This window comes from Flavimaribacter sediminis, from assembly GCF_019492055.1.
GTDB lineage: Bacteria > Pseudomonadota > Alphaproteobacteria > Rhizobiales > Rhizobiaceae > Flavimaribacter > Flavimaribacter sediminis.
Window position 1 is genome coordinate 314,800 of record NZ_JAICBX010000001.1, and the last position, 24,740, is coordinate 339,539.

Below are 24,740 nucleotides of genomic sequence, written 5' to 3' on the forward strand. Positions count from 1 at the left end.
GCGTCGTTATCGCCAGCAGTCAGCGAAAAAGTCCTCGCTGGCCAGCCATTGCGAGAAGCAATCCCCCTTATGATCGAGTATCAGCGGCACATAGATAGACGGTCTGCGGCCGTCGATGATGTATTGCTGGCTCGTCCACCAGGTCGTCGGCGCGATCGTCTGGAAATTCAGCGTAATCGCAGTGTCCGAATGTTCCGCTGCAAGCTGTGGGGGATAATACCCGTTGGTCGGATCGAGCGAGTATAAACCACTGCTGCCTTTGTAACTCTGGTCTGATCCGATGAAATTCGCGACCACCAGATAGGCTTGAGCCGTCTTGGCGGTGGAGTACCACATTACATTGGTGTTCTTTGGGTAGGGGACTGCGAGGAATCCCTTGTCAAGCCCATCAGCCACGCCGAACTGCCCGTTCCACGCCGCAGGCATGGCGATGACGTCGGCCCGATTGACGCTCAAAACGTCTGCGGCCTCGGGATATTTGGCCTCGCCGCCGAACAGCAGGCCGATCCGGCCGATCTGTGTATTGAAGACCGACAGACTGTCGCCGCCGGTGAGCCACTCCGCTTCCGTAGCGTCCGGATGGGTCTTTCGGTAACGGCCGACAACCACGCCATGCGGATCCAGAAGCTGCGCCAGGGTGTAGAGACTGTCACCGGTCTGCTCCGTCACGCTATAGACAAGGTAGGATGCGTAATTCTTCGCAAGCGAGGTGAAATACGCGTCAATCCCGTCTTTGAGCCCGGCGAATTGCCGGGCCTGTTCCGTCGAAGTCGGCAATCCGGTCAGGGAATTTTCGGGCATTACGATGAGGTTTGTCAGCGTCGTCGCGCTGTCTTCCAGAATGCCGGCGATTTTCAACCTGTTGGCAGCGAGATCGCCGATCTTCGGCTCGTATTGCACGGCCAGGGCGCTGATTCTGTGGGACTCCTTCGAGCCCAGTATCGGACGCGGCGACATATTGAGCAGGATTTCTCTGTAGAGGTCAGGGCGACGCGTGCTTAAAAGCGCCTTCGATCCGTTTTCGAAATGCGCGGGATCGACGTCGGCGTAGATTATGCGCGGCTGGCCAGAGCCTGGAGCCACGCCCTTTTGTGTGCTGACAGGCGCCTGGGCGAGATTGTGACCGTTCGGATCCCAGACGGACGCGCCGCCAAGATAATGAACGCCGATGCCGAGGGCGTCGTTCTTCTCGATATTGGTCCGGTTGGTCGCCACAACAAAGAGCCCGTTCATGATCGCCTGCTGCTGGACGTCCGAAATCGAGATATGGACGCCGGCCTCCTGCGGATCGGGATTGAGCATGCGTCCCGAACTTGCAATGAACGCCAGGACATTCGCGCCTTTCAGCGCGGCGAGGCGGGCAGACTGATAGAAGTAATCATCGTAGCAGATCATGATCGCGATCTTGCCGAGCGGCGTATCGAACACCGGAACGCCAAGGTTGCCTTGCGCCGCCCAGGCGGACTCGAGCAGAAACAGGTTGTTCTTTCGGTACTTGCCGATGAGCCCGTCCGGTCCAATCAGGAAGGCCGCGTTGTAGTAAAGCCCGGTGTCGTCGTCGACCTCCGGCATGCCGGAAACGATGTAAACGCCGAGTTCCTTCGCAAGCGGTTCGAAAAACGCTGTCGTCTTTCCCGGGATTGTATCGACGAAGGGCGCGATTTCCGCCCTTGAACCGTAGAGATAGCCCGTCGTCCCCATTTCGGGAAAGAGGATCAGCCTGGCTCCCGCTCCGGCGGCTTCCCGGATCGCCGCTTCCATGCCCGGAAAATTCTGCTCACGCTGTTTGAACGTCGGATTGAACTCGACCGCGGCGACTTTGTACGATTGTGATGCGATCGCCGGGGACAAATCGCTCGCAGACATTATTAAACTCAAGACGAAAACCAATATTGCACAACGCATTGTCGAGCCTCCGAGCTCATATATTCGACTTCAGGAATAGGAATGCACCGACAAATCGAGACACATTGCATGTCTCTATTTGCGCCTACTGCAACAGAATGAGATGCGTGAACAAGAAATGCAACCGCTGTGATACATGCGGCGTCCGGATGTCGCTGTGATCAGGCGGCGCGCCGCCTGCCGATATCCTCGTTCACCCAGGCCCAGGCTTCATCGGCGTCCGCCTCGTCGAAATGGCGCACTTCCATGTTGAAGAGCTGCGGGCAGAACGTGATGGCGAGGGCGATCCAGGACGGGCCGCCCACAACCGCATAGCGATCGACATGGCTGAGAGCGCGCATCCGGCCAATAAACGACGTCTCGGAAAATGCGGAGGTCCAGTCGACTCCGTTCCAAGCGTGCAGGCGCACGAGCAGATTTATCCTGTCGAACCTCCGGTAAGCCTTGTCGAGCTCCAGGCTGATGTCGTCGAGCTCTCCGGTGCTGACATGGCCGTTCACCTCGTAGGCGAAAACATCTTCCCTATCGGTGGGAAGTCTTCTGACAGCGCGTTTTTGCTTTTCGAGCAACATGTTTTCCTCCCGTATTGTCTCGAATACTACCTATGAGGGATGTCAAAACTGTGATGCCGCGCATTCAGCTGGACGGATCAGCATCACGAATATTTGCATCAACATTCCTGCCTTGAAGCCGGCTTCGGCAGATTGTAGTGAAGGCGGAATTCAACATTGCCGGACAGACCTTTCATGACAGATGGACACGCGACAAAACTGTCGGTCAATCTCAACGCGGTCGCGATGCTTCGCAATCGCCGCGATCTGCCCTGGCCGAGTGTTACAGGTCTAGGCCGCATTGCGCTCGCTGCCGGCGCGCATGGGCTGACGGTGCATCCGAGGCCTGACGAACGCCATATTCGCAGAAGCGACGTTCCCGAACTTCGCGCCCTGATCGACGACGAGTTTCCCCGCGCCGAATTCAATATCGAAGGCTTTCCGAGCGAAGATTTCCTGGCATTGGTCGAGGCCGCCGAACCCGAACAGGCGACGCTGGTGCCCGACGATCCGGCGCAGGCGACTTCGGACCACGGCTGGGATTTCGAAAAACATGCGGAGTTTCTGGCGGACGCCGTCGGCCGGCTGAAGCGCAGCGGCGTTCGGGTGTCGTTGTTCGCCGACCCTGACTGCGACGCGCGCGCAATCGACTTTGCAAAGCAGACCGGGGCGGACCGGCTGGAGCTTTATACCGGTCCCTATGGCGCCTGCCATGACGCCCCCGGCCGCACTGCAGACGAGATCGATCGCCTGGTGAAAACTGCGGACGCGGCGCTTGCAGCGGGCATGGATCTGAACGCCGGTCACGATCTCACGGTCGACAATCTGCCGCCGCTGCTCGCGCGGATACCGCAGATCCGGGAAGTCTCGATCGGCCACGGTCTGACGGCGGACGCCCTGGAGCACGGCATGGCCGGCGCCGTCCGTCGTTTTCTGCGCGCATGCGGGCATTCTGATTAGCCGCCGCCGGGCATCTGACTTTTTCTTCAAATAAAAAAGGGCGCCGCAAGGGCGCCCTTTTTGTCATTCTGTCCGTAGGGATCAGAAATTGTAGTTCAGGTTGAGCTTCAGAACATTGATGTCGGAACCGCCCGAATTGTTCGATCCGAAATCGATGTAGTTGTAGCTTGCGCCGAGCGACCAGTCTTCGACGACCATGAAGTCCATGCCGGCGCCGACTGTCCAGCCAGCTGGCGAGTCGTCAAAGCCCGGAGCGAAACCGCTCGACTTCAGGCTTGCGATCGCGCCGCCGGCCGTGCCGTAAAGCGCAACCGTGTCGTTAGCCCAACCGAGCTTGCCCTGTGCGATGCCCAGTCCGTTCACGTTCGACTGCGAACCGCCGACATCGACCCAGGAACCGCTGATTTCAGCGCCAAGCAGGAAGCCTGAAGGGGAAACCCAGTTGTAACCACCCTGACCGCCGAGCAGCCAGCCGTCACCCGAATAGGATCCGGACTGCCAGCCGTAACCGCCGTGGATACCAAGATAGAATCCATCGAACGGATTGGTCTCTTCGACGATAACAACCGGAGGCGCCATCGGAGTTTGCTCAACCAGGTCCGCTGCATGGGAAGCTGTCGTTATCAGCGCAATGGCTGTTGTTGCTAGAAGTACTCTCACTTACTCATCCTCTTCGGTTACTCGCAGGATATTGATCATCCGCGCCTGAGCCTGTTTTTATGCAAAATGTGTCAATGTTGAGTTTACATTAAGGCAGAGCGCACGGATTTTCTGGCTAGTTGCCTTTTTGCAACAGATATACTTTATGCGCGAACAGTAAAGAAATTCTCACACGCCAAAGTTCAGCGACGCCCCTGAATGCCAGAACTTTGTCGCTGTGCTTGTGGATATGTAAAGCGCCGGCTTACCGGCGCTCCCGGAAAGTAATGATCCCGGCTGCTGCCGTCATATTTGCCGCTCTTCAGGCAGCAGCGTTTATAGCGCTTGCCCGAGCCGCAGGGGCAGGGGTCGTTGCGACCGAGTTTTTCCTGAAGTTCGACATCGCCCGTGCACCGTGCGGTCGCCAGTCTTGACCTGCGTCTCGGACGGGTAAGACTTACGCCGTTTGGACATGACCTCGAAAGGAGGGGCGGTCTTCGAATGAATTGCGCTTTACCATGACAACCTCCATTGATTGGAACGAACACGCGCGGCTTATAGCGCCGCCCGGGCGCAGACGCCAGCCGTCAAATTTCATGGTCGCGGACGGCGGCTTGCCCCTATGGTTTCGGCAAGCCCAGGCTGATCCAGAACCGCCTCACTTCGAATCAATGCAAATTGTTTCCTTGCCAACAGTCAAAAGCGTATGCAGACTTTCCCGATGAACGGTGATGCATGGATCGAACTGCCGCGTGAAGAAGAGGATCCGATTTGGCGAAAGGTCTATGACGACCTTGGCTTCAAACCCAGCACGCGAGCAACAGATTTCCCGGGCTTCAAGGAACCGGGACCATCTGTCACCTATTCGATTTCCGGCATTTGGGGAGATGATTTTGAAGCGCTCGAAGCGGATCTGCATGCAAAGGCGCACAGCATTTTCAATAAAGTGACGCCTGAAGGGGATTTTCTCTACGCACTGGACTGGCAGCATGAGTGCTACAGGTACTTTCCGTATATCAGCGATTCGTCGGTTGCAGATCAATGGAAGATCCCGGTCCTTCCCAACGGTGATTATTATCTTTTTTTGGAGAGAACTCTGAGATTTGGTTGGCTTGGCCATCCATGGGAGCAAACGATATGTGTTTTCGGCAAACCGCTTCTCACTGAGCTGAAACACTCACAGCCAAAAGTTTACAGGAATCCCGTCCGCAGGAAGGATGACCGTTAAGGATCATCAATACTCGCGGGCAGGTGCTTTATTGGAAGCCGGGGGAGCGGATGCCGAGGCGTGGGTCGGATGTGTGGGTAATAAGGATCTGGTATTGCAGTGTATCAAATGAGTGAGGTGAAACCGATGCCAATGACAAATATCTGGAATGAGTTTGGGCCTTCCATACAAGGCAGTCCGAAGATGACTTTGGCGGCCTTCCTGGGCGATGAGGAGAGTATTGCTGAATGCAAAATACAAGGGATTGGGTTTCCGTTGCTCGCAGACTTCGACAGCGACAGCGTATACGATCCAAATCCGTACAATCGTAAGCTGGATACTGGCCTGCTCGGCAACAACCAACTCGTTCTTTGCCTTATGACATGGGGAAAGGAGCCAATATTTTTGATTGCGAACGCCAGCGCTCAACTGCAATGCGCCTGTAACAAAGAGCCTGACCCGGCAATTAACGCTCTTCAAGTTGAAACAGCATCTGCGGTTCAGTCATACGTTCAGGAACCAACAACCCGGATTTTAGAATCTGTGAAAAAATTGGTGAAAGCATGTCGCGAATTGTATTCGCCGTACGAGGATGATCCTGACAGCGAAGAAGCCAGAATTGTTTGGTATCAATTAGGGGCTCCCTGGTTTGCCGCAGAAACAATCTGCAATGACTGGGAAATCCAATCCTATGACGGAACTCCGCCTCCCGAGGCGCAATCAACATGGATCAAACGCAACTCGATGTGGACCAAGCGAGCTGTGGATTCAGCAGCCGAGTGGTCATCCCACGAGCGGGTTAACGACGAGATGCGAAAGACTGCGCTAAAATGGGCGCTGTCAAGCTGAGATGACCTGCTGAATCTGGGAGATATGCAATCCCTTAACTCAGGTTTCGCCACCCATCCATATCGATCAGCGTACACCGCCGCCCTGCAATGAGCTTGCTGTTGCGGGACTTGTCTAACGTGACGATGTGGTACAGGACCTGCCGCCCTCATTGTCGCAACTAAGATTCAGTCAGCGTCATGAGAATGTCGGCATACCAGGTGCAGTTCAATCCGAGCGCCTCGTCGATCTGGTGATCGCGGGTGCCGACGTCGAGCCTTGCCGAGTGAATACCGAGAAGATAGTAGGGTAACTGGCCCGCTGAAGAATTCTCCACTTGCGTTTTCATAACAACGGGCGCGCCGCTGGTGCCCCTGTGTGTACGGCCGTCGGCTAGAAAATATCCGTTACCCTGAAAGCGCAAACCGAACGAAGACGCGATAACGGCATGACGAACCACCGGCATGTGGTGGAGCGTGTCATGAAAGCCGAGCGGAAATCCGATCACCAGCAACGAGGAGCCGATTTCCGGCTGCAATTCCGGCGCGGGAATATTCTCCGGTGTAAACGCGGCGATGGATGCCGTGTCCGGCAAGGCTTCCCGGTCGATTTCCACCACGGCGACATCGATCGAACCGGCGCTGTCCTGGCCCTGACGCCATATGCTCGTTCCGTCACGGTAAAGCAGTATCGAGAAGCCGATCGATTGGGTGAGGTTAATTGCATCGGTATGCACTTCGAATTCAATCCGGTCCGGCATGTGCCCGGAAGGCTCGTCAATGACAACATGCCGGCTGGTCACGAGAAACAGCCGGGCGCCGCGCCTGAAGAAAAAACCGGTCGCATTGGTAAGATGATTGTTACCGGCAAAGGTGCGGATCGCAGTGGTGGTCAGCAGTAGAGGCTCCAGCATGGTGTGCTCACTATGTAAAGATCAGGCTTCTATAGGCTTGCGATCTGTTTGCGTTGAACTGACAGGAAAACAGCTATCTTCAGATCCTCACATCGAGGGTCGGAGATCAGCGCTGTTTTGCGATCGACAAGGACAATCGTTATCGCGTTTACCCGGCTGTTAACAGCCGTACCGGATTTTTGGTTCCTTTCCCCTTTCAATCTGCTGCCGAAATTGCTGCCTACAGCTGCTGCAATTGAGAGCTGCTTCTACGATTTCCGCCCTTCTTAAACCCCTGAAAATCTCTTGACGCGCCGGCGCTTCTGCATTACGTGCCACGGAACCGTACCGTACGGTACTCTATGCAATGGCTCGAACCCAAAGAGACCCCGCTTGTCAGACGCTCTCGTTCAGGACCGTGTTTCCGACGCGCCGGATTATACGCCGCGCCAGAGCGCCGTGCTGGAAGAGGCGCTTCGTCTGCTTGTCGAAGGCGGCGACAGGGCGCTGACGACGGCGGCGATTGCGCGGGCCGCCAATTGCTCCAAGGAAAGCCTATACAAGTGGTTCGGCGATCGTGACGATCTGCTGGCCGCGATGGTTTCCTGGCAGGCCGCCAAGGTGCGGGTCCGAACGAGCAGCGACATGCCCGCCGACGGCGCCGATTTCCGGCAGCGGCTGGAGGAATTCGCAAGCGACCTGCTGACGGTGCTGTCCGGCGACGTGTCGCTGGCGCTCAATCGCCTGGCGATCGGTCAGGCGAGCCGGGACGATTCCAGGCTTGGCGCGCTTGTGCTGAAGCGCGGGCGCGACGCCATCCGCCAGCGGGCGAGCGCGCTACTGCGCTCCGGCCTCGACAGGGGCCATCTAGAATTCACCGATATCGAGCGCGCCTACCGCGCGCTTTACGGCCTCGTCGTCGGCGACCTGCATGTGCGCATGCTGCTCGGCGATGAGCCGACCGGCGCGGATCGCGATTTTCGCCGTCATGCGCAGCGCGCCATCGCACAGTTCTTCCGGCTCTACGGAACCGCAGATCCGGATGGGAAGCCTTCCGGCAAGAACCACAATCAACACTGATCGAAGGAAAGGAAACTGCCATGCGTGTTTATTACGATCGGGACGCCGATCTCAATCTGATCAAGTCGAAGAAGGTCGCAGTCATCGGCTACGGAAGCCAGGGCCGCGCCCACGCTCTGAACCTCAAGGATTCGGGCGTGCCGAATATCGTCATCGCGCTGCGCGAAGGCTCGGCCACGGCCAAGAAGGCGGAAGCCGACGGCTTCGAGGTCAAGTCCGTCGCTGACGCCGCCGCCTGGGCCGACCTGATGATGATGGCGACGCCCGACGAACTGCAGGCCGATATCTACAAGGAGCACATCGCGCCGAACATCCGCGACGGCGCGGCCATCGCATTCGCGCACGGCCTCAACGTTCACTTCGGCCTCATCGAGCCGAAGGAATCCGTCGATGTGCTGATGATCGCGCCGAAGGGTCCCGGCCACACGGTGCGCGGCGAATACCAGAAGGGCGGCGGCGTGCCGTGTCTGATCGCCGTTCACCAGGATCCGTCGGGCAACGCCCACGATCTCGGCCTGTCCTATGCCTGCGGCGTCGGCGGCGGCCGCTCCGGCATCATCGAGACCAATTTCCGCGAGGAATGCGAGACCGACCTCTTCGGCGAGCAGGTCGTGCTCTGCGGCGGTCTGGTGGAGCTCATTCGCGCTGGTTTCGAAACGCTGGTGGAAGCCGGCTATGCGCCGGAAATGGCCTATTTCGAATGTCTGCACGAGGTCAAGCTGATCGTCGACCTGATCTATGAAGGCGGCATCGCCAACATGAACTACTCGATCTCCAACACGGCCGAGTGGGGCGAATACGTCTCCGGTCCGCGCATCATCACCGAAGAAACCAAGGCGGAGATGAAGCGGGTGCTGAACGACATCCAGACCGGCAAGTTTACCTCCGAATGGATGCAGGAATACCGCGCCGGCGCCGCCCGTTTCAAGGGCATTCGCCGCGTCAACGACGCGCACCAGATCGAGGAAGTCGGCGAAAATCTGCGCGGCATGATGCCGTGGATCAAGTCCAACGCCTTGGTCGACAAGACCCGCAACTGATCCGCGTTTCAGCGCATTTTTGAAAGCCGCGGGGTTGCCGCCCCGCGGCTTTTTTATGTCCGAGGTTTCCCCGGACGCGCCGAGCGTTTAAGAAAAACCTCCCTGCAAACAATCGGCTCGCTTCGCATGTCGCTTCGCCTCGCCACCTTCAACATCGAGAACCTGATGAACCGGTTCGATTTCTCGGGCTTTCGCAACGAGTTGCGCCAGGACCGGGTGCTGCGGATGTTCGACATTGATTCCAAGGAAGACTATCGGGCGCTCGAACAGGCGCGCGCCGTCTCTATCGCCGACGACAAGCGGCAGCTCAGCGCGCTCGCGATCGCCGAGGCCCGGGCCGACATCCTCTGCCTGCAGGAGGTCGACAACATGGCGGCGCTGCAGGCCTTCGAATATGGCTATCTCTACAAGATGGTCGGCCGCGGCTATCTCAACAAATACATGGTGGAGGGCAATGATTCACGCGGCATCGACGTCGCCGTGATGATGCGCGAGGAGACACGCGACGGTCAGAAGATCGAGTTTCGCAACATGCAGAGCCACGCGCATCTGACCTATGGCGAGCTTGGCCTGTTCACGGCGGAAATCGCCAAGACCAATGTCGAGGACGACTTCGTCTTCCGGCGCGACTGCCTGGAGATCGACGTGACGGTCGGCGGGCGGCCGCTGACCCTCTATGTCGTTCATCTGAAATCGATGGGTTCGCCGCGCGCCGGGCTCGACGGCCGCACGGCCAGCATGCCGGTGCGCCGGGCCGAGGCGCTCGCCATTCGCCACATCATCGAAAAGCGTTTCGGCGCGGAGCGCGCCGCCTCGAAACGCTGGGCCATCTGCGGCGATTTCAACGACTATGGCGAACGCGTCATGATCGGCGGCGACGGCGTTGACGGCTACACCTTTACCCCCGTCAGGGAAGAGACGAGCGCGCTGGACGTGCTGACAGCGGACGGCTTTGCGGAAAACGTCGTCGAACGATTGCCCGAAATGGACCGCTGGACGCTTTATCACACGCGCGGACCGCAAGAGCGGCATCTGTGCCAGCTCGACTATATCCTGCTGTCGCCGTCGCTCGCCGCGCGCAACGCCCAACAGGTTCCGGAGATCGTGCGCGCCGGCCAGCCGTACCGAACGATCTTCCCGCCCGGCCAGGAGGTTGAGCGCTATCCGCGCACCGGCTGGGACCGGCCGAAGGCGTCTGATCACTGTCCGGTCGTCATAAGGCTGGATATGGCCTGATTGCGGCGGTCCGCTTCCTTGTGCGCCCCTGGCAATTCGGCTATGCCACAAGGTCTCCAACACGCACAGGGGCGGCGACGGACAATGGCGAGAGACTATGCAATCTACGATGTTTTCACCGACAGGGCTCTGACCGGGAATCCGCTTGCCGTCGTCTTTGACGGCGAGGGGCTTTCGGACGAGGCGATGCAGAAGATCGCGGCGGAATTCAACCTTTCGGAGACCGTTTTCGTCTTGCCTGCAGACCAATCGGCGCATTCGGCGAAACTGCGCATTTTTACCCCGGCGCGGGAGCTTCCCTTTGCAGGCCATCCGACCGTAGGCGCGGCGATTGCGCTTGCCGAACGCCAGGCGGGCGGGGAGGGAGCCGACCTCGACGTCATGGCGGTGTTCGAGGAAAAGGTCGGGCCCGTGCGCTGCGTCACGCGGCTTGAAAAGAACGGATGCAGCTTTGCCGAATTCGATCTGCCGAGACTGTCGACGCCGGTTCGCGCCGAGCCCGACCGGGATACTGTGGCCGCCGCGTTGGGGATCAAGCCGCAGGATATCGGCTTCGAGAACCACCGTATTTCCGTGTGGGACGCAGGCGTGCCTTTTGTCATGACGCCGGTCCGCGATCTATCCGTCGCCGCGAGCGTCGAATGCAATGCGATCCAGTGGGAGAAGCTGGCGCCGCTCGCCGGCGGCCAACTCGCCGACGCCTTCGTCTATTGTCGAGGCGGGATCGACCACGAGGCGCATTTCCACGCCCGCATGTTCGCGCCGCATGTCGGCATTGCGGAAGATCCGGCGACCGGCTCCGCCGCAGCCGCCTTCTCCGGCGCGGTTCACCAGTTCGACGAACTGCTCGACGGCCATCACGCGCTTCAGATCGAACAGGGCGTGGAGATGGGTCGGCCCTCGAAAATCCACCTGCATCTGGAGGTGGACGAGGGCAAGATCACCCAGGGCCGTATCGGCGGTAATGCGGTCAAGGCCGCCGAGGGCGTGCTGCTCGGCGTATAACGCACGCACAACGCCAGATTTTCTGGCGATGGACGCTGGACAGTTCGACCGAAGCCGTTTATATGCGGCGCTCAATCCGGCGTCGGATGACGGGTGTGTAGCTCAGATGGTAGAGCAGCTGACTCTTAATCAGCGGGTCCAGGGTTCGAGTCCCTGCTCACCCACCAATAAAATCATGTACAGCCCGGAGACATAGGTAACAGATCGTACCTAAGACATGGGTGACAACCTCGTGCCGAACGGGTTGTCGATTGTCTGCAGTGTTCTGTGTTCCAGGTCGATGTATCCCAGATCATAGCGCATGAAGCTTATCAGCCAAATCCCATCGTCGACCTCCTTTATTCCGAGCTTTTGACCTGCGAGCACGGTCGAGACGTTGATTTTCTTTCGCGCCATGCAGATTCGACCGCATGCTGTGACGATGATGTAGCGGTCGTGGAAAGGGTATTCCACGTCCGGCAGGCCCTCATAAGGTGTTGAGGAAGGTGCATAGAGTTCGGCCGGGGTCCTCATGTCGAGCGCCTCGTGGGGCCGTTCCTCATTGAATTCGCTGATGAAGCCGTCGAACCTGGCCTGCTGCTGGAGGGCGTTCATGCCGGGTGGGCGCGCCGTCTCCTGCTTCAGGGTCCGGTGCATTCGCTCGTGGCGTCCGTTCTGCTGCGGGTTGCCCGGCTTGATGCGCTCGATGGCGATGCCGAGCCTGAGTCAGAAAACCGAGAGCTTTGACAGGTTGTAGAGGCCATTGGGGCTGGCAAAAGGCAAGCCGTTGTCACTCCTGATCGCCGATGGCTGGCCGCGATCCTTGAAGAGCCGGACAAAGGCTTCGATGACCGGCTGTTCCTTCGTGCTTTCAAAGGCTTCTGCGGATTATTCTGCCGTTTCTCAACGGACAGTTTCAGCCTTATCTGTTGGGCGCCCAGATCCGATCCAAGATTGCAAACCAACCGGCTGAGGGAGTCCAATTCCCGAAATTGGTATGTCTCAATAATCACAATGGACCTACAAGGCGAACCAATTTTTATGTGTCCTAGAATAGATCAAGATCGCCAAGACTTCAGATCGAAGCCGGTTTCGACCGGTATTCTGTAGTTACGGCTTCAGGACGAGAAACAACAACAGGGGAATGGAACAAATGAGATCAGGTTTTATTCGAATAGTAATGGCTGTGACGGCCTTGTTTCTGGGTGTCAGCGCAGCCATTAGCCAGGAACTTACGGTCGCTACTCCAAATGACCCGTCGATTGACCCACATTTCCTTTATGTCTCGACCAACGCCGCGTATGGGCGCCACCTATTCGGAAAGCTGCTCGACCGCGATGGTGAAGCGCGGACCGTTCCGGATCTTGCGGTCGAATGGGAAAATGTCGACCCCCTGACCTGGCGCTTCAAGCTCCGGGAGGGTGTCAAGTTTCATGATGGGTCCGACTTCACGGCAGAGGACGTGATCTTCTCGTTCGATCGTGTGCCGAACGTACCCAACAATCCGGCGAGCTATGCATCGAATTCGGACATGATCGAGTCCATCACAGCGGATGGCCCATACGAGATCACCATCAAGACGAAGACACCATATCCGCTCCTGCTGCGGCGGATTTCCGGCGTCTCGATCGTATCGAAGGATGCGGTCGAGGGTAAGACGACCGCCGATTTCACATCCGGCGAGATTGCGATTGGAACGGGACCCTACAAATTTTCCGAATACATTCCCGGTGAGCGGTACGTCATGGCGCGCAACGAAGATTACTGGGGCGAGAAGCCGGCCTATGAGAAGGTGACATTCCTGATCATGCCGAACGCCGCCTCCAGAGTTGCGGCCCTGCTCGGTGGAGATGTCGATATCGTGGAAGGTTTTTCCCCGTCATCGGTTCCTACCCTTGAGGAAAAAGACGGGTTCTATGTCGCCAAGCGCGCATCCTCCAGAACGATGTGGCTCTATGTGGATACGGAAAATGACGTTTCACCCTTCGTCACCGACAATGACGGCAACGCGATGGAGAGCAATCCGCTGAAGGATCTGAAGGTTCGCGAAGCCATCTCCTTGTCGATCAACCGGGAGGCGATCGTCGAACGCGTCATGGACGGTCTGGCGGAGGTCGCCAACCAGCTTGTTCCGAACGGATGGTACAGTTTCGACGCCGACATTCCGGAAGCCAAATATAACCCGGAAGAAGCCAAAAAACTGCTTGCCGATGCCGGTTATCCGGACGGTTTCGGACTGACGATCCATGCCCCGAACGACCGTTATGTGAACGATGCGAAGGTCGCGCAGGCGATTGCCCAGATGCTGGCAAGCATTGGCATTACCACAAAGGTCGAGACCATGCCGAAGTCTGTCTATTTTGGCCGACTGAACAATCAGGAATTCAGCTTGAGCCTGATCGGCTGGGACAACAGCCTGACGGGATCGTCGATGATGGGTCTTATGGCCGCCTTCCACACCCGCGACAAGGACAAGGGTTACGGTTCCTGGAATGCCGGCGGCTATTCCAATGCCGAATTCGACAAGGCGATGGAGAGCGCCGAAGCAGAGTTCGACAACGACAAGCGCGAAGCCTATCTGAAGGAAGCGATGGATATCCTGATCGCCGAGGACCAGGGCGCTATCCCGCTCTATTCCCAGTTCACCATCCTGGGAGCGGTGGATGGCGTGAAATACACGCCGCGTGTCGACGAGCATTTCTCCGCAATGCAGGCCGAGCCTGCCAGCTAAATCCTGCGTCGGGTCGCGAATTGAATTTCGCGGCCCGGTATTTTCATGAGAACCTCCGCCTCGATGAACGTCTGAGTTAACTTCACAGGCCCTGACAAATGCTGGTTTTTCTGATCCGGAGGCTTCTGCAAAGCGCGGTGGTTCTATTGGTCATGTCGCTGGTGGTGTTCACCGGAGTTTTTGCCATCGGGAACCCGGTCGATTCCCTGATCAATCCGGAGGCGACGGAGCAGCAAAGAGAGAAGACCATTTCGCAGCTTGGTTTGGACAAGCCTCTCCACGAGCAATATTTTATCTTCCTGCAGAATGCCGTGAAGGGCGAACTTGGTACGTCATTCGTTCATAATCGCCCGGCAATCAAGCTTATACTTGAACGTCTGCCAGCCACTCTTGAACTTACTATTTCAGCACTTTTCATAGCGATCTTGTTCGGAATTCCTCTGGGACTGGCTGCAGGTCTGAATCCCGATGGTCTGATCGGGCGAACCATCTCCTCCGGATCGATCCTTTTCTTCAGCGTTCCGACTTTCTGGGCAGGTCTGATGTTGATCATGGTCTTTTCCGTTCAACTCAACTGGCTGCCGACGACGGGCAGGGGAGAAACCGTGGATCTATGGGGCTTCAGGACCAGCCTACTGACCCTTGACGGGCTTCGCCACCTCATCCTTCCGGCGGTCAATCTGGGACTTTATCCGCTCGCTCTGATCATTCGGTTGACCGCGTCGGGCGTTCAGGAAACGATGCCGCTTGAGTTCATGAAATTCGCGAGGGCGAAAGGGCTCCGGAAGTCGCGAATCATTTCCGTTCATCTCATGAAGAACATACTGATCCCGATCGTTACCGTCATCGGGCTGCAGTTTTCGGTGCTTCTGGCGTTCGCTGTTGTGACGGAAACCATCTTTGCCTGGCCCGGAATGGGCCGCCTGATCATCGAGTCCATCAATCTCCTGGATCGTCCGGTCATCGTCGCCTATCTGCTGGTTGTCGTCACCGTCTTCATGGTCGTCAATATCCTGGTCGACATTGTCTATTCCTATCTGGATCCCAGAATCCGGATCGGGAGCATGTAGGCGCAAGCATGGAATACACATCTCCCTGGCGACAGTTCGTCGAGAATTTCACCAGCAGGAAATCGGCTGTCATATCGCTGGCCGTGCTTTTCCTGATCTTTGTCGCCGCTTTTGTCGGGCCGTACTTCACGCTGCAGGATCCATACGACCTCGCACAGATATCGATCCTTGATTCAAGCCTGCCGCCCGGTTCTACGGACATGGCCGGAAACACCTTCTGGCTCGGCACGGATGACCAGGGTCGCGACCTGCTCAGCGCCATCATCTACGGACTGCGCATCAGTCTAGTCGTCGGCGTCGTCAGCGGTCTTATGGCGGTGGTCGTCGGTGTCGGCATTGGCATCATCGGCGCCTATTTCGGCGGACGGATCGACAGCCTGATTATGCGCGTGGTCGACCTTTTCCTGGGATTTCCCAGCTTTCTCATCGCGCTGATCTGTCTTGCGGTTCTGGGTCGTGGCGTCGAGAAGGTCGTGCTCGCCCTGGTGCTCAGCCAGTGGGCCACATTCGCAAGAATCGTCAGGGGAGTGGCTGTCGTCGAGCGCGAAAAGGAATACATCGATTCCGCGAGGGGCCTGGTCCTGCCGAGGCACCGGATCATCTTCGGTCATCTCCTGCCGAACTGTCTGCCGCCGCTGATTGTCGTCGCGACAATGAACGTCGCCTTTTCCATCACGCTGGAAGCCTCGCTTTCTTTCCTCGGGGTCGGCCTGCCGATCACGGAACCGTCGCTCGGTCTGCTGATCGCAAACGGATACGAATACATCCTGACCGGCAAATACTGGCTGAGTTTCTATCCGGGCATTGCCCTCCTGATCACGGTGATGTCGCTCAATCTCGTCGCCGACCATCTGCGTCGCGTGCTCAATCCGAGGCTGGAAACATGACGTCGCAAGGTGAACCCGCTCTGAGCGTGAAGGGATTGAAGACCCACTTCTTCACCAAGGCCGGCGTGGCAAGGGCAGTGGACGGCGTATCCTTCGAATTAGTGCCCGGCGAGATACTCGGTATCGTCGGCGAGTCCGGATCGGGCAAGTCCGTGACGGGCATGTCCATTATGGGCCTGGTCGATCCGCCGGGCCGTGTTGTCGAAGGAAGCGTCAGGCTTGCGGGCAAGGAACTAATCACAGCGACCGAGGAGGATCGGCGGCAGCTGCTCGGCAACCGCATCGCCATGATCTTCCAGGAAGCGACGACTGCGCTGAACCCGGTACTCAGCATCGACACGCAGATGATTGAGGCGGTGAAGGCGCATCAGGACGTATCGACCCGGCAAGCACGCAAAATTGCGATACGGGCGCTGCAGGTGGTCGGAATTCCTTCGGCAGAGGAAAGGATCAAATCCTATCCGCATGAATTTTCGGGTGGCATGAGACAGCGGGTGCTGATTGCGACCGCCCTCTTGAACGAGCCGGATATCATCATCGCGGATGAACCGACGACGGCGCTGGACGTAACGATCCAGGCGCAGATCCTGTCGGAGACGCAGAAGCTTTGTCGCGAGCGCGGAACCTCCCTCATATGGATCACCCACGACCTGACCGTGGTTGCCGGCCTCGTGGACAAGGTTTGTGTCATGTATGCCGGAAAGATCGTGGAACGGGGTCCGGTGGACGTCATTCTCGATCGCCCGAAGCACCCCTATACGGTCGGTCTCATCGGTTCGATTCCAAGCATGAATACCCGCGGCAAGCGATTGAGCCAGATTCCCGGAATGACGCCGTCACTGCTGACCTTGAAGCCTGGCTGCGCATTTCGCGATCGATGTTTGCGCGCCGACGAGAGATGTCTTCAGGACCCTCCGGAGACTTGGACCGGGGACGGGTCTGCCGTGCGCTGCTTCCATCCTGTCGAACATCCGGCCAAGGTCCTCGAGGAGAGCCGGCGATCATGACTGTGCCTCTGATCCAGCTTTCGGGAGTATCGAAGCGCTTTACCCAGAAGTCGGACCTGGCTTCCAAAATCGTGCAGTTTTTCGGCAGTAAGAAACATACCTATGCGGTGCAGGCGGTCGAAGATGTCGACCTTGAGATCAGCAAAGGCGAAGTCCTTGGTCTCGTTGGCGAATCCGGATGCGGAAAATCCACGCTGGGTCGCATTGCCGCAGGCCTGCTGGAGCCCACGGTTGGACAGATCCGATTTAACGGCGAGGAAGTTGCCAAACTCGGTCCGAAAGAAGCCAGGGATGTCGCGCTGAACATCCAGATGATCTTCCAGGATCCCTTTGCCTCGCTCAATCCGCGCAAGAGGATCGGAGAAATCATCGGCGAGGCGCCGCGCATTCACAAGTTGGTCCCCGAAAGCGAAATGGACGGCTTTCTCGACGATCTGATGCGGCGCTGCGGACTGGATCCGGCCTTCAAATCACGCTTCCCGCACCAGTTTTCGGGTGGCCAACGCCAGAGGATTGCGATTGCACGTGCTCTGGCTGTCAATGCCGAGTTCATTGTTTGCGACGAATCCGTATCGGCCCTCGATGTGTCGGTGCAGGCGCAGATCCTCAATCTATTTATGGATCTCAAGGACGAATTCAACCTGACGACGCTGTTCATCAGCCACGATCTCGGCGTGGTGGAACATGTCAGTGACCGGGTCGCCATCATGTATCTCGGACGTATCGTTGAACTTGCAGCCACGGAAAATCTATTCGGATCGCCTTTGCATCCCTACACGCAGGGCCTCCTGCACGAAGTCCCAAGCCTCGATAGGCGGAACATGAAGTTTGCCGCGATCAAGGGCGAAATCCCGTCTCCCCTGAATCCGCCGGAAGGATGCCGGTTTCATCCCCGGTGTCCGTTTGCCACCGAAATCTGCAAGACGTCACCACCGGAAATACGGTCACTGCGACCCGGACATTTCGTATCATGCCATCACGCGGAAAAATTACAGGAACGACAATGAACACGATCAGCGATGCTCCCGATATCGTCGAGAAATGGAACGTCAGCGAGGCGGCTGCAAAGCTGCATCGGGAAGCCTGTATCTGCGACATGACCCTGCCATGGGTGCCCGAGGCGGACGGAAAGGAAGAGGCGCTCCAGCGCTTCCGCAATTCCGGCTTCAACTTCCTGAGTCTCAGCGTCGGCGTCGAGCGGATGGGGCTCGGTGCGACCTTGCGCTATCTGCTGGCCATCCGCGACGGCTTCAAATCGCAGCCGGGCAAGTTCAAATTCGTTTACTCGGTCGAGGACATTCGCGACGCTCACAGGAACGGAAAGCTTGCCATCGGTTTCCATTTCCAGGGCAGCGAAATGCTAGAGCGGGACACCAGGCTGGTCGAGGTCTTTTACGATCTCGGCATCCGGCACATGCTGATCGCAAAGGACTACCGTTCAAGGGCGGCAGACGGTTGTTACGAAAAATCCAATGCTGGCCTGAGCCGGTTCGGTATCGATTTGATCCGGGAAATGAACCGTGTGGGCATGGTTCTGGACCTGACGCATACTGGATACGCTAGCACCATGGAAGCGATGGACGTGTCCACCGAGCCGGTGATCTTTTCCCATTCCAATCCGCAAGGGGTGCTGGCTCAGACCCGCAATATCAAGGATGACCAGATCAGAGGATGCGCGAAATCGGGCGGCGTTGTGGGCATTGTCGGCTTCGGCCACTTTCTGAAGGACACCAACGTAACCGCACAGGGCCTGTTCGAAAACGTTGACTACGTGTCACAGCTGGTAGGCGCGCAACATGCGGCGCTAGGCCTGGACTACGTCTACTATCCTGATCTCTTCCTGAGACAGGTCGAAGCCAATCCCGGCTCCTGGCCGCCCGAATACATGCAGAACATGAAGGGCTTCAACTACGTCCCGCCGGAAGCGCTGCCGGAGCTGACCGAGCTCATGCTCAGTCACGGCTACAGCGATGAGGACGCCAAGGGCGTTCTCGGAGAAAATTTCCTTCGCGTATGCCAACAGGTCTGGAAGTGATGGCGGATACCGTTCTGGTACGGTCCAGTGAGGCCTGACTATATCGTCATTGGCGCGGGCTCTGCCGGATGCCTCGTTGCCGCCGGTTTGACCGAGGGCGGAAAGAACACGGTCCTGTTGCTCGAGACTGGCCCCACAGACCGGCATCCGTTGGTCAAGATTCCGCTGGGATACGGGCTGCTGCTCAATGACGAGACCCGAAACTATCGCTACAACAGCGCGCCTGAACCAAATCTCCACGGAAGGGAAATCTATCTGCCGCGCGGCAGGACCGTGGGCGGATCGGGATCGATCAATGCGATGGTCTACTGCCGGGGCATGCCGCATGATTACGAGAGCTGGAAAGAAACCGGGCTTGACCGCTGGGGATGGGACGATGTCCGTGCTGCCTTCGAGGCCAATGAGAGCCCGACCGGACAAGGTGGCGTCAGTGTCACCGATCCTGTCGACGAACGGCATCCGTTTACCCGGTATTTCCGCGATGCGACCGCAGAACTCGGCATTGCCTATACCGACGACTTCAATGGAGAGACGCCGGAAGGCGCTGGCTACTACCGTATCACCACGCGAAACGGGTTTCGCCATACCAGTGCCGATGCGTTTCTGCGGCCTGCATTGCGTAACGGTGGACTGCGACTGGTTTGTGGAGCGACCGTCCAGAAGCTGCTCTTCGAAGGCAGAAAAGCCGTTGGGGTTCGTTATATAAAAAACGCGAAGGACCGGGATGTTCACGCCGCCAAGGCCGTCATTGTCTGTGCCGGCGCGATCAACTCACCGCAAATTCTGCAAATTTCAGGCATCGGCGATCCGGAGCATCTGGCAAATCTCGGTATCGACGCAGTGTTGGCGAACGCGAATGTTGGAGCGCATCTGCAGGATCATTTCACGCTTGCCTACTATTTTCGGGCTCGTGTGCCGACCCTCAACAGCGAGCTTAGTACCCTGCCGGCACGTATCCGCCAGGCGGTTCGCTACGCACTGACACGTCGTGGCCCCTTGAGCGTCAGCGTCAATCAGTATGGCGGTTTCATCCGGACATCACCCGATTTGCCGGCACCGGATCAGCAGCTCTACTTCAATGCCGCCTCCTACAGCATTGCAAGGGCACGCGGCGGTCGCCCGTTTGTCCAGGCCGATTCCTTTCCTGGCTTCAGCCTGTGCTACCAGCCGACGCGGCCAACGAGCCGCGGCAGGATCAGCGCCGTCTCCGCAGATGTTGCCGTTCCGCCAAGGATCGAACTGAATGCACTGGATACCGAGAAGGATCGCCAGGATGCGGTCAATGGCGGGCGGTTTATCGGAAGGGTCGTACAGACGAAGGCGTTGCAGCCGGTTATCGATCGACCGCTCCTCGTGTCACCGGACCAACTGAGTGATGAGGAGATACTGGAGGATTTCCGCGAACGGTGCGGAACGACGTTCCACCAAAGCGGCAGCTGCGCCATGGGCAATAACCCTTCCACGTCCGTGGTGGATTCCGAAATGCGCGTTCACGGGGTTGACGGGCTCTATGTCGTTGACGCGTCGGTTTTTCCATCCGTCCCGTCCGGAAACATCAATGCACCTACACTGATGGTGGCGCGCAGGGGCGTGGACTTCATTCTGAAACACCAGTCGTCCCGGACAATAGCATGAACGCGTTTCCTGAATGGTTCTGTTCCTTAGCGCCGGCAGATTCTAACGTGCTGCAGCAGGAAGGTCTTGGAGTAGCAGATGAGTGAAAAACGAGTTTTGGTCATCGGCGCAGGCATTACCGGTGTGTCGATAGCCGAGTGGTTGCGGCGGACAGGATGGACAGTATCCCTTGTCGATCCCGTGTTGCCCGGCAGTGCGGAGCAAACATCTTACGGAAACGCGGGTCTGCTTTCCCGCAACTCGATCATGCCTGCGGCGACGCCGACGCTCGTAAAGAAGGGACTTTCAATGGCTCTGGATTCAGGCTCACCCCTGTTTCTGCGATGGTCCTACCTGCCGCGCCTGCTTCCCTGGCTCATCCCGTTTCTCAGCAATGCGAACGAGGACAGGATAAGGGTCATCGCCGAAGGCCTCGCTCCCCTCGTCTTCGATACGGCGGAACAGCATCAGTCGCTGGCGAAAGATACCGTTGCGGAAAAATACATAAGCCACGGTGAGTACATCAAGCTGTTTCCGAATAGGGCCGGTCACGATGCAGACGTGTTTTCGGCCGAGATGAGAAAGCAGTACGGGCATGTCTTCGAGGAACTGACGCGGGAAGACATCGTCTCTCGTGATCCAAATGTCGGGCCGGCCTATACGTTCGCCACGGTCTTCAAGGATTATTGCTGGATCGCCTCTCCCGGCGGCTATGTTGCAGCCCTGTTCGAGCATTTCAGAGAGCATGGCGGGCAGTTCGAGCAACGCCGGGTCGTGTCGGTTGCTGCTGGAGACAGGCCGTCCGTTTCCCTTGAGGGAGGGGACGTGCTGCACGCCGACAAAATCATCCTGTCGACAGGAGCATGGTCGGGAAAGCTGGTCCGGACCTCAGGGATCCGCGTCAAGCTGGAGGCGGAACGCGGCTATCACATATCCATCCGCGATCCGGCCTTTACGGCTCCCCAACCATATATGATCTCGGACGCAAAGTTCATCATGACGCCGATGAATGGCGCCCTGCGCGCCGCCGGAATGGTTGAGTTTGCAGGTCTTGACGCCCCGGCGACGGAGGCGCCGATCGCGTTGCTGAAGAAAGGAGTCAGGAAAGTCTATCCGGGACTTCCTCTCGATATCGTGGAACCTTGGATGGGCCGCCGCCCGACCACGCCCGACAGTCTCCCGGTTATCGGCGAGTCACGATCGACACCGAACGTGGTTCACGCCTATGGAGGTCAACATATTGGCCTCACAATAGGTCCCAAGGTAGGACGATTGATTTCCAGCTTACTTGCTGGAAAGCAACCGAACATGGATATGGCTCCGTATCTGCCGGATCGTTTTTGAGGTTCGCGACATCAGGCGGCGAGTGCGCCGTCGGCAACAAGAGACCCGAGAATTTCCATTCCCCTCTCTATCTCGTCCGGGGAAGCGCTGCCGAACCCAATCACGAACCCGTTTTCTTCCATGGGGGCCAAGCAGTAACGGCCGAGCGGCGCCAGAACAACGCCACGGGAACGCGCCTGCTTTACCAGACTGTCCACATCGAACCGACTATCGAGGCGCGCCCAAGTGTGAAAACCACCACTCGTCTCCTGTATCTGCACCGTATCCGGAAGCCTGGTGGCTGCACGTATCAGGGCATCGTAACGTGCCTTATAGAGACGGCGCATCATCCTGATATGGGTGGCGAAATGGCCCTCGTCCATGAAGTCGGCAACGACGGCCTGGGTCGCCGTCGGTGGTCCTCCGACCCAGGATTCGAAAAGCTCGTTGAAGGCTGAAACCATGCGTTCGGGAGCCAGGATGAAGCCCAGTCTCAGCGAAGGGAAGAGGGACTTCGAGAACGTGCCGACGTAAATAACCTGCCCCTGACTGTCGATGCTCCTGAGCGCCGGTTGCGGCGCATTGCCGAAGTAGAATTCGCCATCGTAATCATCCTCGATGATCAGAGCCCTGGCCTGTTCCACAGCTTCCAGCAACTCGAACCGTCGCTCCAGCGACATGACATATCCGAGCGGCTGTTGGTGCGAAGGGGTGATGAAGGCGAGTTGGAAGTCGGGTGCCTTCGCCAGTCCGTCCTTGACGACGAGACCGGACCGGTCAACGGCGATGGGCACCAGTTCGGCTCCTGCGGATAACAGCGCATTCCGCGCACCCGATGCCCCCGGGTTCTCCATCCAGACACGGTCTCCCGCGTTCAGCAGCATCTGGCCGATCAGAGAGAAGGCGTGCTGTGCTCCGGAGGTAATGAAGACCTGTGCAGGATCGCAGGTTATGCCCCTGACGGCGTTCAAATGCGTGGCGATCGCACTGCGCAGACCTTCATGTCCCTGAGGCTGTCCGTATCCCATCACGTCGTTGCGGTTGCCACGCAGATGGCGTGCGTAAATGCGTGTCCAGGTCGCCATCGGGAACGCGTCGAGTGCTGGCATCGCCGTTACGAACGGCTTCGTGGTGTGCGGCAGCCATTTGCGTTTGGCATAGGACTTCTGGGCATGTCTTAGTGTGCCTGACAAGGCCGGCGCGTGGTTTATCGTTTCATCGCTGGACCTTGTTATCCTGGCAGTCGGTCTTTGCCTGTCAAGCGTGTCGCTCACATAAGTTCCCGAACCGACCCTCGATACTAGCATGCCATCGGCCGTTAAACGCTCGATCGCGTCAATGACCGTGGTGCGGGAAACACCGATTTCTTTTGCAAGGGTTCGGGTCGCCGGCAACCGGTCGCCTGCCTTGAGCCCTCCCGATAGGATTGTATCCCTGAGCGCCATGTAAAGTTGGACGCTGATGCTCTTGCGAGACTGGCGATCCAGCTTGATGGACGACAGCAGCGCACCGGCTGCATTCTTCATGTCTGCCCCCTGAAAAATTGGTCTAGGATTAGTTCCTGAATGGATATTACCATCATGCCATTCGGATTTATGGTCAAGGGAGCACCGCCCTCCCTTCTCAAATGGAATATCCATGAAAATCCATACGATAGAGACATTCACGAATGAGTTTATCTGCTTTGTTCGCGTCACCTCCGACGAGGGATCGCAAGGGTGGGGCCAGGTCGCGCCCTATTTTGCCGATATTACCGCGCAGATCATCCATCGGCAGGTTGCGCCGCATGTTCTGGGCCTGGATTGCTTCGACATCGACGCGATAGGCAAAACGGTCTGCCATCGCGAGCACAAGTTTCCCGGTTCCTATTTGCGACGGGCCATCGGCGGCGTCGATACGGCACTCTGGGATATGCGCGGAAAGCTGGAATCGAAGCCGGTATGCGCGCTGATCGGCGGCACGCCCGGTCCAATCCGGGCCTATGCCTCTTCGATGAAAAGGGACATTACCGCCGAGCAGGAGGTGGAGCGCTTCAAGAGCCTCCGCGACACGAAAGGGTTTGACGCCTTCAAGTTCCGTATCGGGTCCGAGGTCGGGGAGAACCAGGATGAATGGCCCGGCAGGACGGAAGAGATCGTGCCTGCCATCCGCCAGTCATTTGATGAGTCAGTGGCGCTGCTCGTCGATGCCAACTCCTGCTATTCGCCGTCACGGGCCATCGAAATCGGACATATGCTTGAGGATAACGGCATCTCGCACTACGAAGAACCGTGCCCCTATTGGCATTTCGAACAGACAAAGCAGGTGACTGAGGCTCTGGATATAGATGTCACCGGAGGCGAACAGGACTGCATGATGGCGAACTGGAAGCAGATGATCGACGAAAAGGTCGTCGACATTCTGCAGCCCGACATCTGCTATCTCGGGGGACTGTCCCGTACGTTGCGCGTCGCGAAAATGGCGGAAAATGCCGGCATCCCGGTGACACCGCACAGCGCCAATCTTTCGATGGTCACGGTTTTCACAATGCATCTGCTTCGGGCCATTCCCAACGCCGGCAAATACCTTGAATACTCTATCGAGGGAGAGGATTACTATCCGTGGCAGGAAGGTCTCTTTGCCAATGATCCACATGAAATCATCGATGGCAAGGCGACGGTCACCGACGCACCGGGGTGGGGGATAGAAATCAGTCCCGAATGGTTGAGCAAGTCTTCCTACCGGATAAGCACGAACACAGAGTAATAGCGA

At 57.8% G+C, this 24,740-nt stretch carries 22 protein-coding genes, 1 tRNA gene and 1 pseudogene; 17 read left to right on the top strand and 7 right to left on the bottom strand.

Features of this window, described 5'->3' with window-relative positions; genetic code table 11:
• Positions 1-6: 6 nt before the first annotated feature.
• A complete protein-coding gene (locus K1W69_RS01480; protein WP_220226559.1) occupies positions 7-1,866 on the bottom strand; it encodes a nitrilase-related carbon-nitrogen hydrolase in 1,860 nt (619 codons plus the stop codon).
• 200 nt (positions 1,867-2,066) lie between these two features.
• On the bottom strand, positions 2,067-2,477 hold the full coding sequence (locus tag K1W69_RS01485; RefSeq protein ID WP_220226560.1) for a SpoIIAA family protein: 411 nt from the start codon (positions 2,475-2,477) through the stop codon (positions 2,067-2,069).
• A gap of 174 nt (positions 2,478-2,651) precedes the next feature.
• Between K1W69_RS01485 and K1W69_RS01490 the strand changes: the two genes are divergently transcribed.
• A complete protein-coding gene (locus K1W69_RS01490; protein WP_220226561.1) occupies positions 2,652-3,416 on the top strand; it encodes a pyridoxine 5'-phosphate synthase in 765 nt (254 codons plus the stop codon).
• An 81-nt stretch (positions 3,417-3,497) separates the two neighbouring features.
• Here K1W69_RS01490 and K1W69_RS01495 read toward each other — a convergent pair whose 3' ends face one another.
• Both K1W69_RS01495 and K1W69_RS27380 read right to left on the bottom strand, forming a co-directional pair.
• The gene (locus tag K1W69_RS01495; RefSeq protein ID WP_220226562.1) at positions 3,498-4,076 is read right to left on the bottom strand and encodes an outer membrane protein; all 579 of its coding nucleotides are present in this window, start codon (positions 4,074-4,076) and stop codon (positions 3,498-3,500) included.
• A 182-nt stretch (positions 4,077-4,258) separates the two neighbouring features.
• Positions 4,259-4,603 (bottom strand): SEC-C metal-binding domain-containing protein, encoded by a 345-nt coding sequence (locus tag K1W69_RS27380; protein WP_370688158.1) that lies wholly within the window; start codon positions 4,601-4,603, stop codon positions 4,259-4,261.
• Positions 4,604-4,776: 173 nt separating this feature from the next.
• Here K1W69_RS27380 and K1W69_RS01505 point away from each other — a divergent pair, with 173 nt between their 5' ends.
• Both K1W69_RS01505 and K1W69_RS01510 read left to right on the top strand, forming a co-directional pair.
• Positions 4,777-5,283: a DUF2716 domain-containing protein gene (locus K1W69_RS01505; RefSeq protein ID WP_220226563.1), complete on the top strand. Its 507-nt coding sequence runs from the start codon at positions 4,777-4,779 to the stop codon at positions 5,281-5,283.
• A 108-nt stretch (positions 5,284-5,391) separates the two neighbouring features.
• Positions 5,392-6,111 (top strand): hypothetical protein, encoded by a 720-nt coding sequence (locus K1W69_RS01510; RefSeq protein WP_220226564.1) that lies wholly within the window; start codon positions 5,392-5,394, stop codon positions 6,109-6,111.
• Positions 6,112-6,271: 160 nt separating this feature from the next.
• Here the strand turns inward: K1W69_RS01510 and K1W69_RS01515 are convergent, their stop codons facing one another.
• Complete coding sequence (locus K1W69_RS01515) at positions 6,272-7,003, bottom strand: S1 family peptidase (RefSeq protein WP_220226565.1); 732 nt, start codon at positions 7,001-7,003, stop codon at positions 6,272-6,274.
• Between the two features lie 372 nt (positions 7,004-7,375).
• On the opposite strand from K1W69_RS01515, the gene K1W69_RS01520 reads away from it, so the two are divergent.
• From K1W69_RS01520 to K1W69_RS01540, 5 genes are all read left to right on the top strand, one after another.
• Positions 7,376-8,062, top strand: a complete 687-nt coding sequence (locus K1W69_RS01520; RefSeq protein ID WP_220226566.1) for a TetR/AcrR family transcriptional regulator — start codon at positions 7,376-7,378, stop codon at positions 8,060-8,062.
• Positions 8,063-8,082: 20 nt separating this feature from the next.
• Positions 8,083-9,102 carry a ketol-acid reductoisomerase gene (gene ilvC / locus K1W69_RS01525; RefSeq protein WP_220226567.1) on the top strand — a complete coding sequence of 340 codons (1,020 nt, stop codon included), beginning with the start codon at positions 8,083-8,085 and terminating at the stop codon, positions 9,100-9,102.
• A 126-nt stretch (positions 9,103-9,228) separates the two neighbouring features.
• Entirely contained in the window at positions 9,229-10,338 is a 1,110-nt protein-coding gene (locus K1W69_RS01530) for an endonuclease/exonuclease/phosphatase family protein (protein ID WP_220226568.1), read from the top strand.
• A gap of 84 nt (positions 10,339-10,422) precedes the next feature.
• Complete coding sequence (locus K1W69_RS01535; protein WP_220226569.1) at positions 10,423-11,343, top strand: PhzF family phenazine biosynthesis protein; 921 nt, start codon at positions 10,423-10,425, stop codon at positions 11,341-11,343.
• Between the two features lie 91 nt (positions 11,344-11,434).
• A tRNA-Lys gene (locus K1W69_RS01540) sits at positions 11,435-11,510 on the top strand.
• A 43-nt stretch (positions 11,511-11,553) separates the two neighbouring features.
• On the opposite strand, the pseudogene K1W69_RS01545 reads toward K1W69_RS01540, so the two are convergent.
• Positions 11,554-12,207: pseudogene (locus K1W69_RS01545) on the bottom strand (integrase core domain-containing protein); the annotation flags it as partial.
• Between the two features lie 268 nt (positions 12,208-12,475).
• Here K1W69_RS01545 and K1W69_RS01550 point away from each other — a divergent pair.
• From K1W69_RS01550 to K1W69_RS01585, 8 genes are all read left to right on the top strand, one after another.
• Positions 12,476-14,053, top strand: a complete 1,578-nt coding sequence (locus tag K1W69_RS01550; RefSeq protein ID WP_220226570.1) for an ABC transporter substrate-binding protein — start codon at positions 12,476-12,478, stop codon at positions 14,051-14,053.
• Between the two features lie 98 nt (positions 14,054-14,151).
• Complete coding sequence (locus K1W69_RS01555) at positions 14,152-15,123, top strand: ABC transporter permease (protein ID WP_220226571.1); 972 nt, start codon at positions 14,152-14,154, stop codon at positions 15,121-15,123.
• A gap of 8 nt (positions 15,124-15,131) precedes the next feature.
• A complete protein-coding gene (locus tag K1W69_RS01560) occupies positions 15,132-16,010 on the top strand; it encodes an ABC transporter permease (RefSeq protein ID WP_220226572.1) in 879 nt (292 codons plus the stop codon).
• The gene (locus tag K1W69_RS01565; RefSeq protein WP_220226573.1) at positions 16,007-17,017 is read left to right on the top strand and encodes an ABC transporter ATP-binding protein; all 1,011 of its coding nucleotides are present in this window, start codon (positions 16,007-16,009) and stop codon (positions 17,015-17,017) included. The genes K1W69_RS01560 and K1W69_RS01565 overlap by 4 nt, the downstream gene beginning before the upstream one ends.
• Positions 17,014-18,024 (top strand): ABC transporter ATP-binding protein, encoded by a 1,011-nt coding sequence (locus K1W69_RS01570; RefSeq protein WP_220226574.1) that lies wholly within the window; start codon positions 17,014-17,016, stop codon positions 18,022-18,024. The genes K1W69_RS01565 and K1W69_RS01570 overlap by 4 nt, the downstream gene beginning before the upstream one ends.
• Positions 18,021-19,052 carry a dipeptidase gene (locus tag K1W69_RS01575; protein WP_220226575.1) on the top strand — a complete coding sequence of 344 codons (1,032 nt, stop codon included), beginning with the start codon at positions 18,021-18,023 and terminating at the stop codon, positions 19,050-19,052. The genes K1W69_RS01570 and K1W69_RS01575 overlap by 4 nt, the downstream gene beginning before the upstream one ends.
• Before the next feature lie 27 nt (positions 19,053-19,079).
• A complete protein-coding gene (locus tag K1W69_RS27385) occupies positions 19,080-20,687 on the top strand; it encodes a GMC family oxidoreductase (protein WP_220226576.1) in 1,608 nt (535 codons plus the stop codon).
• A gap of 78 nt (positions 20,688-20,765) precedes the next feature.
• Complete coding sequence (locus tag K1W69_RS01585; RefSeq protein WP_220226577.1) at positions 20,766-22,010, top strand: NAD(P)/FAD-dependent oxidoreductase; 1,245 nt, start codon at positions 20,766-20,768, stop codon at positions 22,008-22,010.
• A gap of 11 nt (positions 22,011-22,021) precedes the next feature.
• On the opposite strand, the gene pdxR is transcribed toward K1W69_RS01585, so the two are convergent.
• Positions 22,022-23,515: a MocR-like pyridoxine biosynthesis transcription factor PdxR gene (pdxR, locus tag K1W69_RS01590; RefSeq protein ID WP_220226578.1), complete on the bottom strand. Its 1,494-nt coding sequence runs from the start codon at positions 23,513-23,515 to the stop codon at positions 22,022-22,024.
• Between the two features lie 112 nt (positions 23,516-23,627).
• Here pdxR and K1W69_RS01595 point away from each other — a divergent pair, with 112 nt between their 5' ends.
• Positions 23,628-24,734 carry a mandelate racemase/muconate lactonizing enzyme family protein gene (locus K1W69_RS01595; RefSeq protein ID WP_220226579.1) on the top strand — a complete coding sequence of 369 codons (1,107 nt, stop codon included), beginning with the start codon at positions 23,628-23,630 and terminating at the stop codon, positions 24,732-24,734.
• Positions 24,735-24,740: the final 6 nt, after the last annotated feature.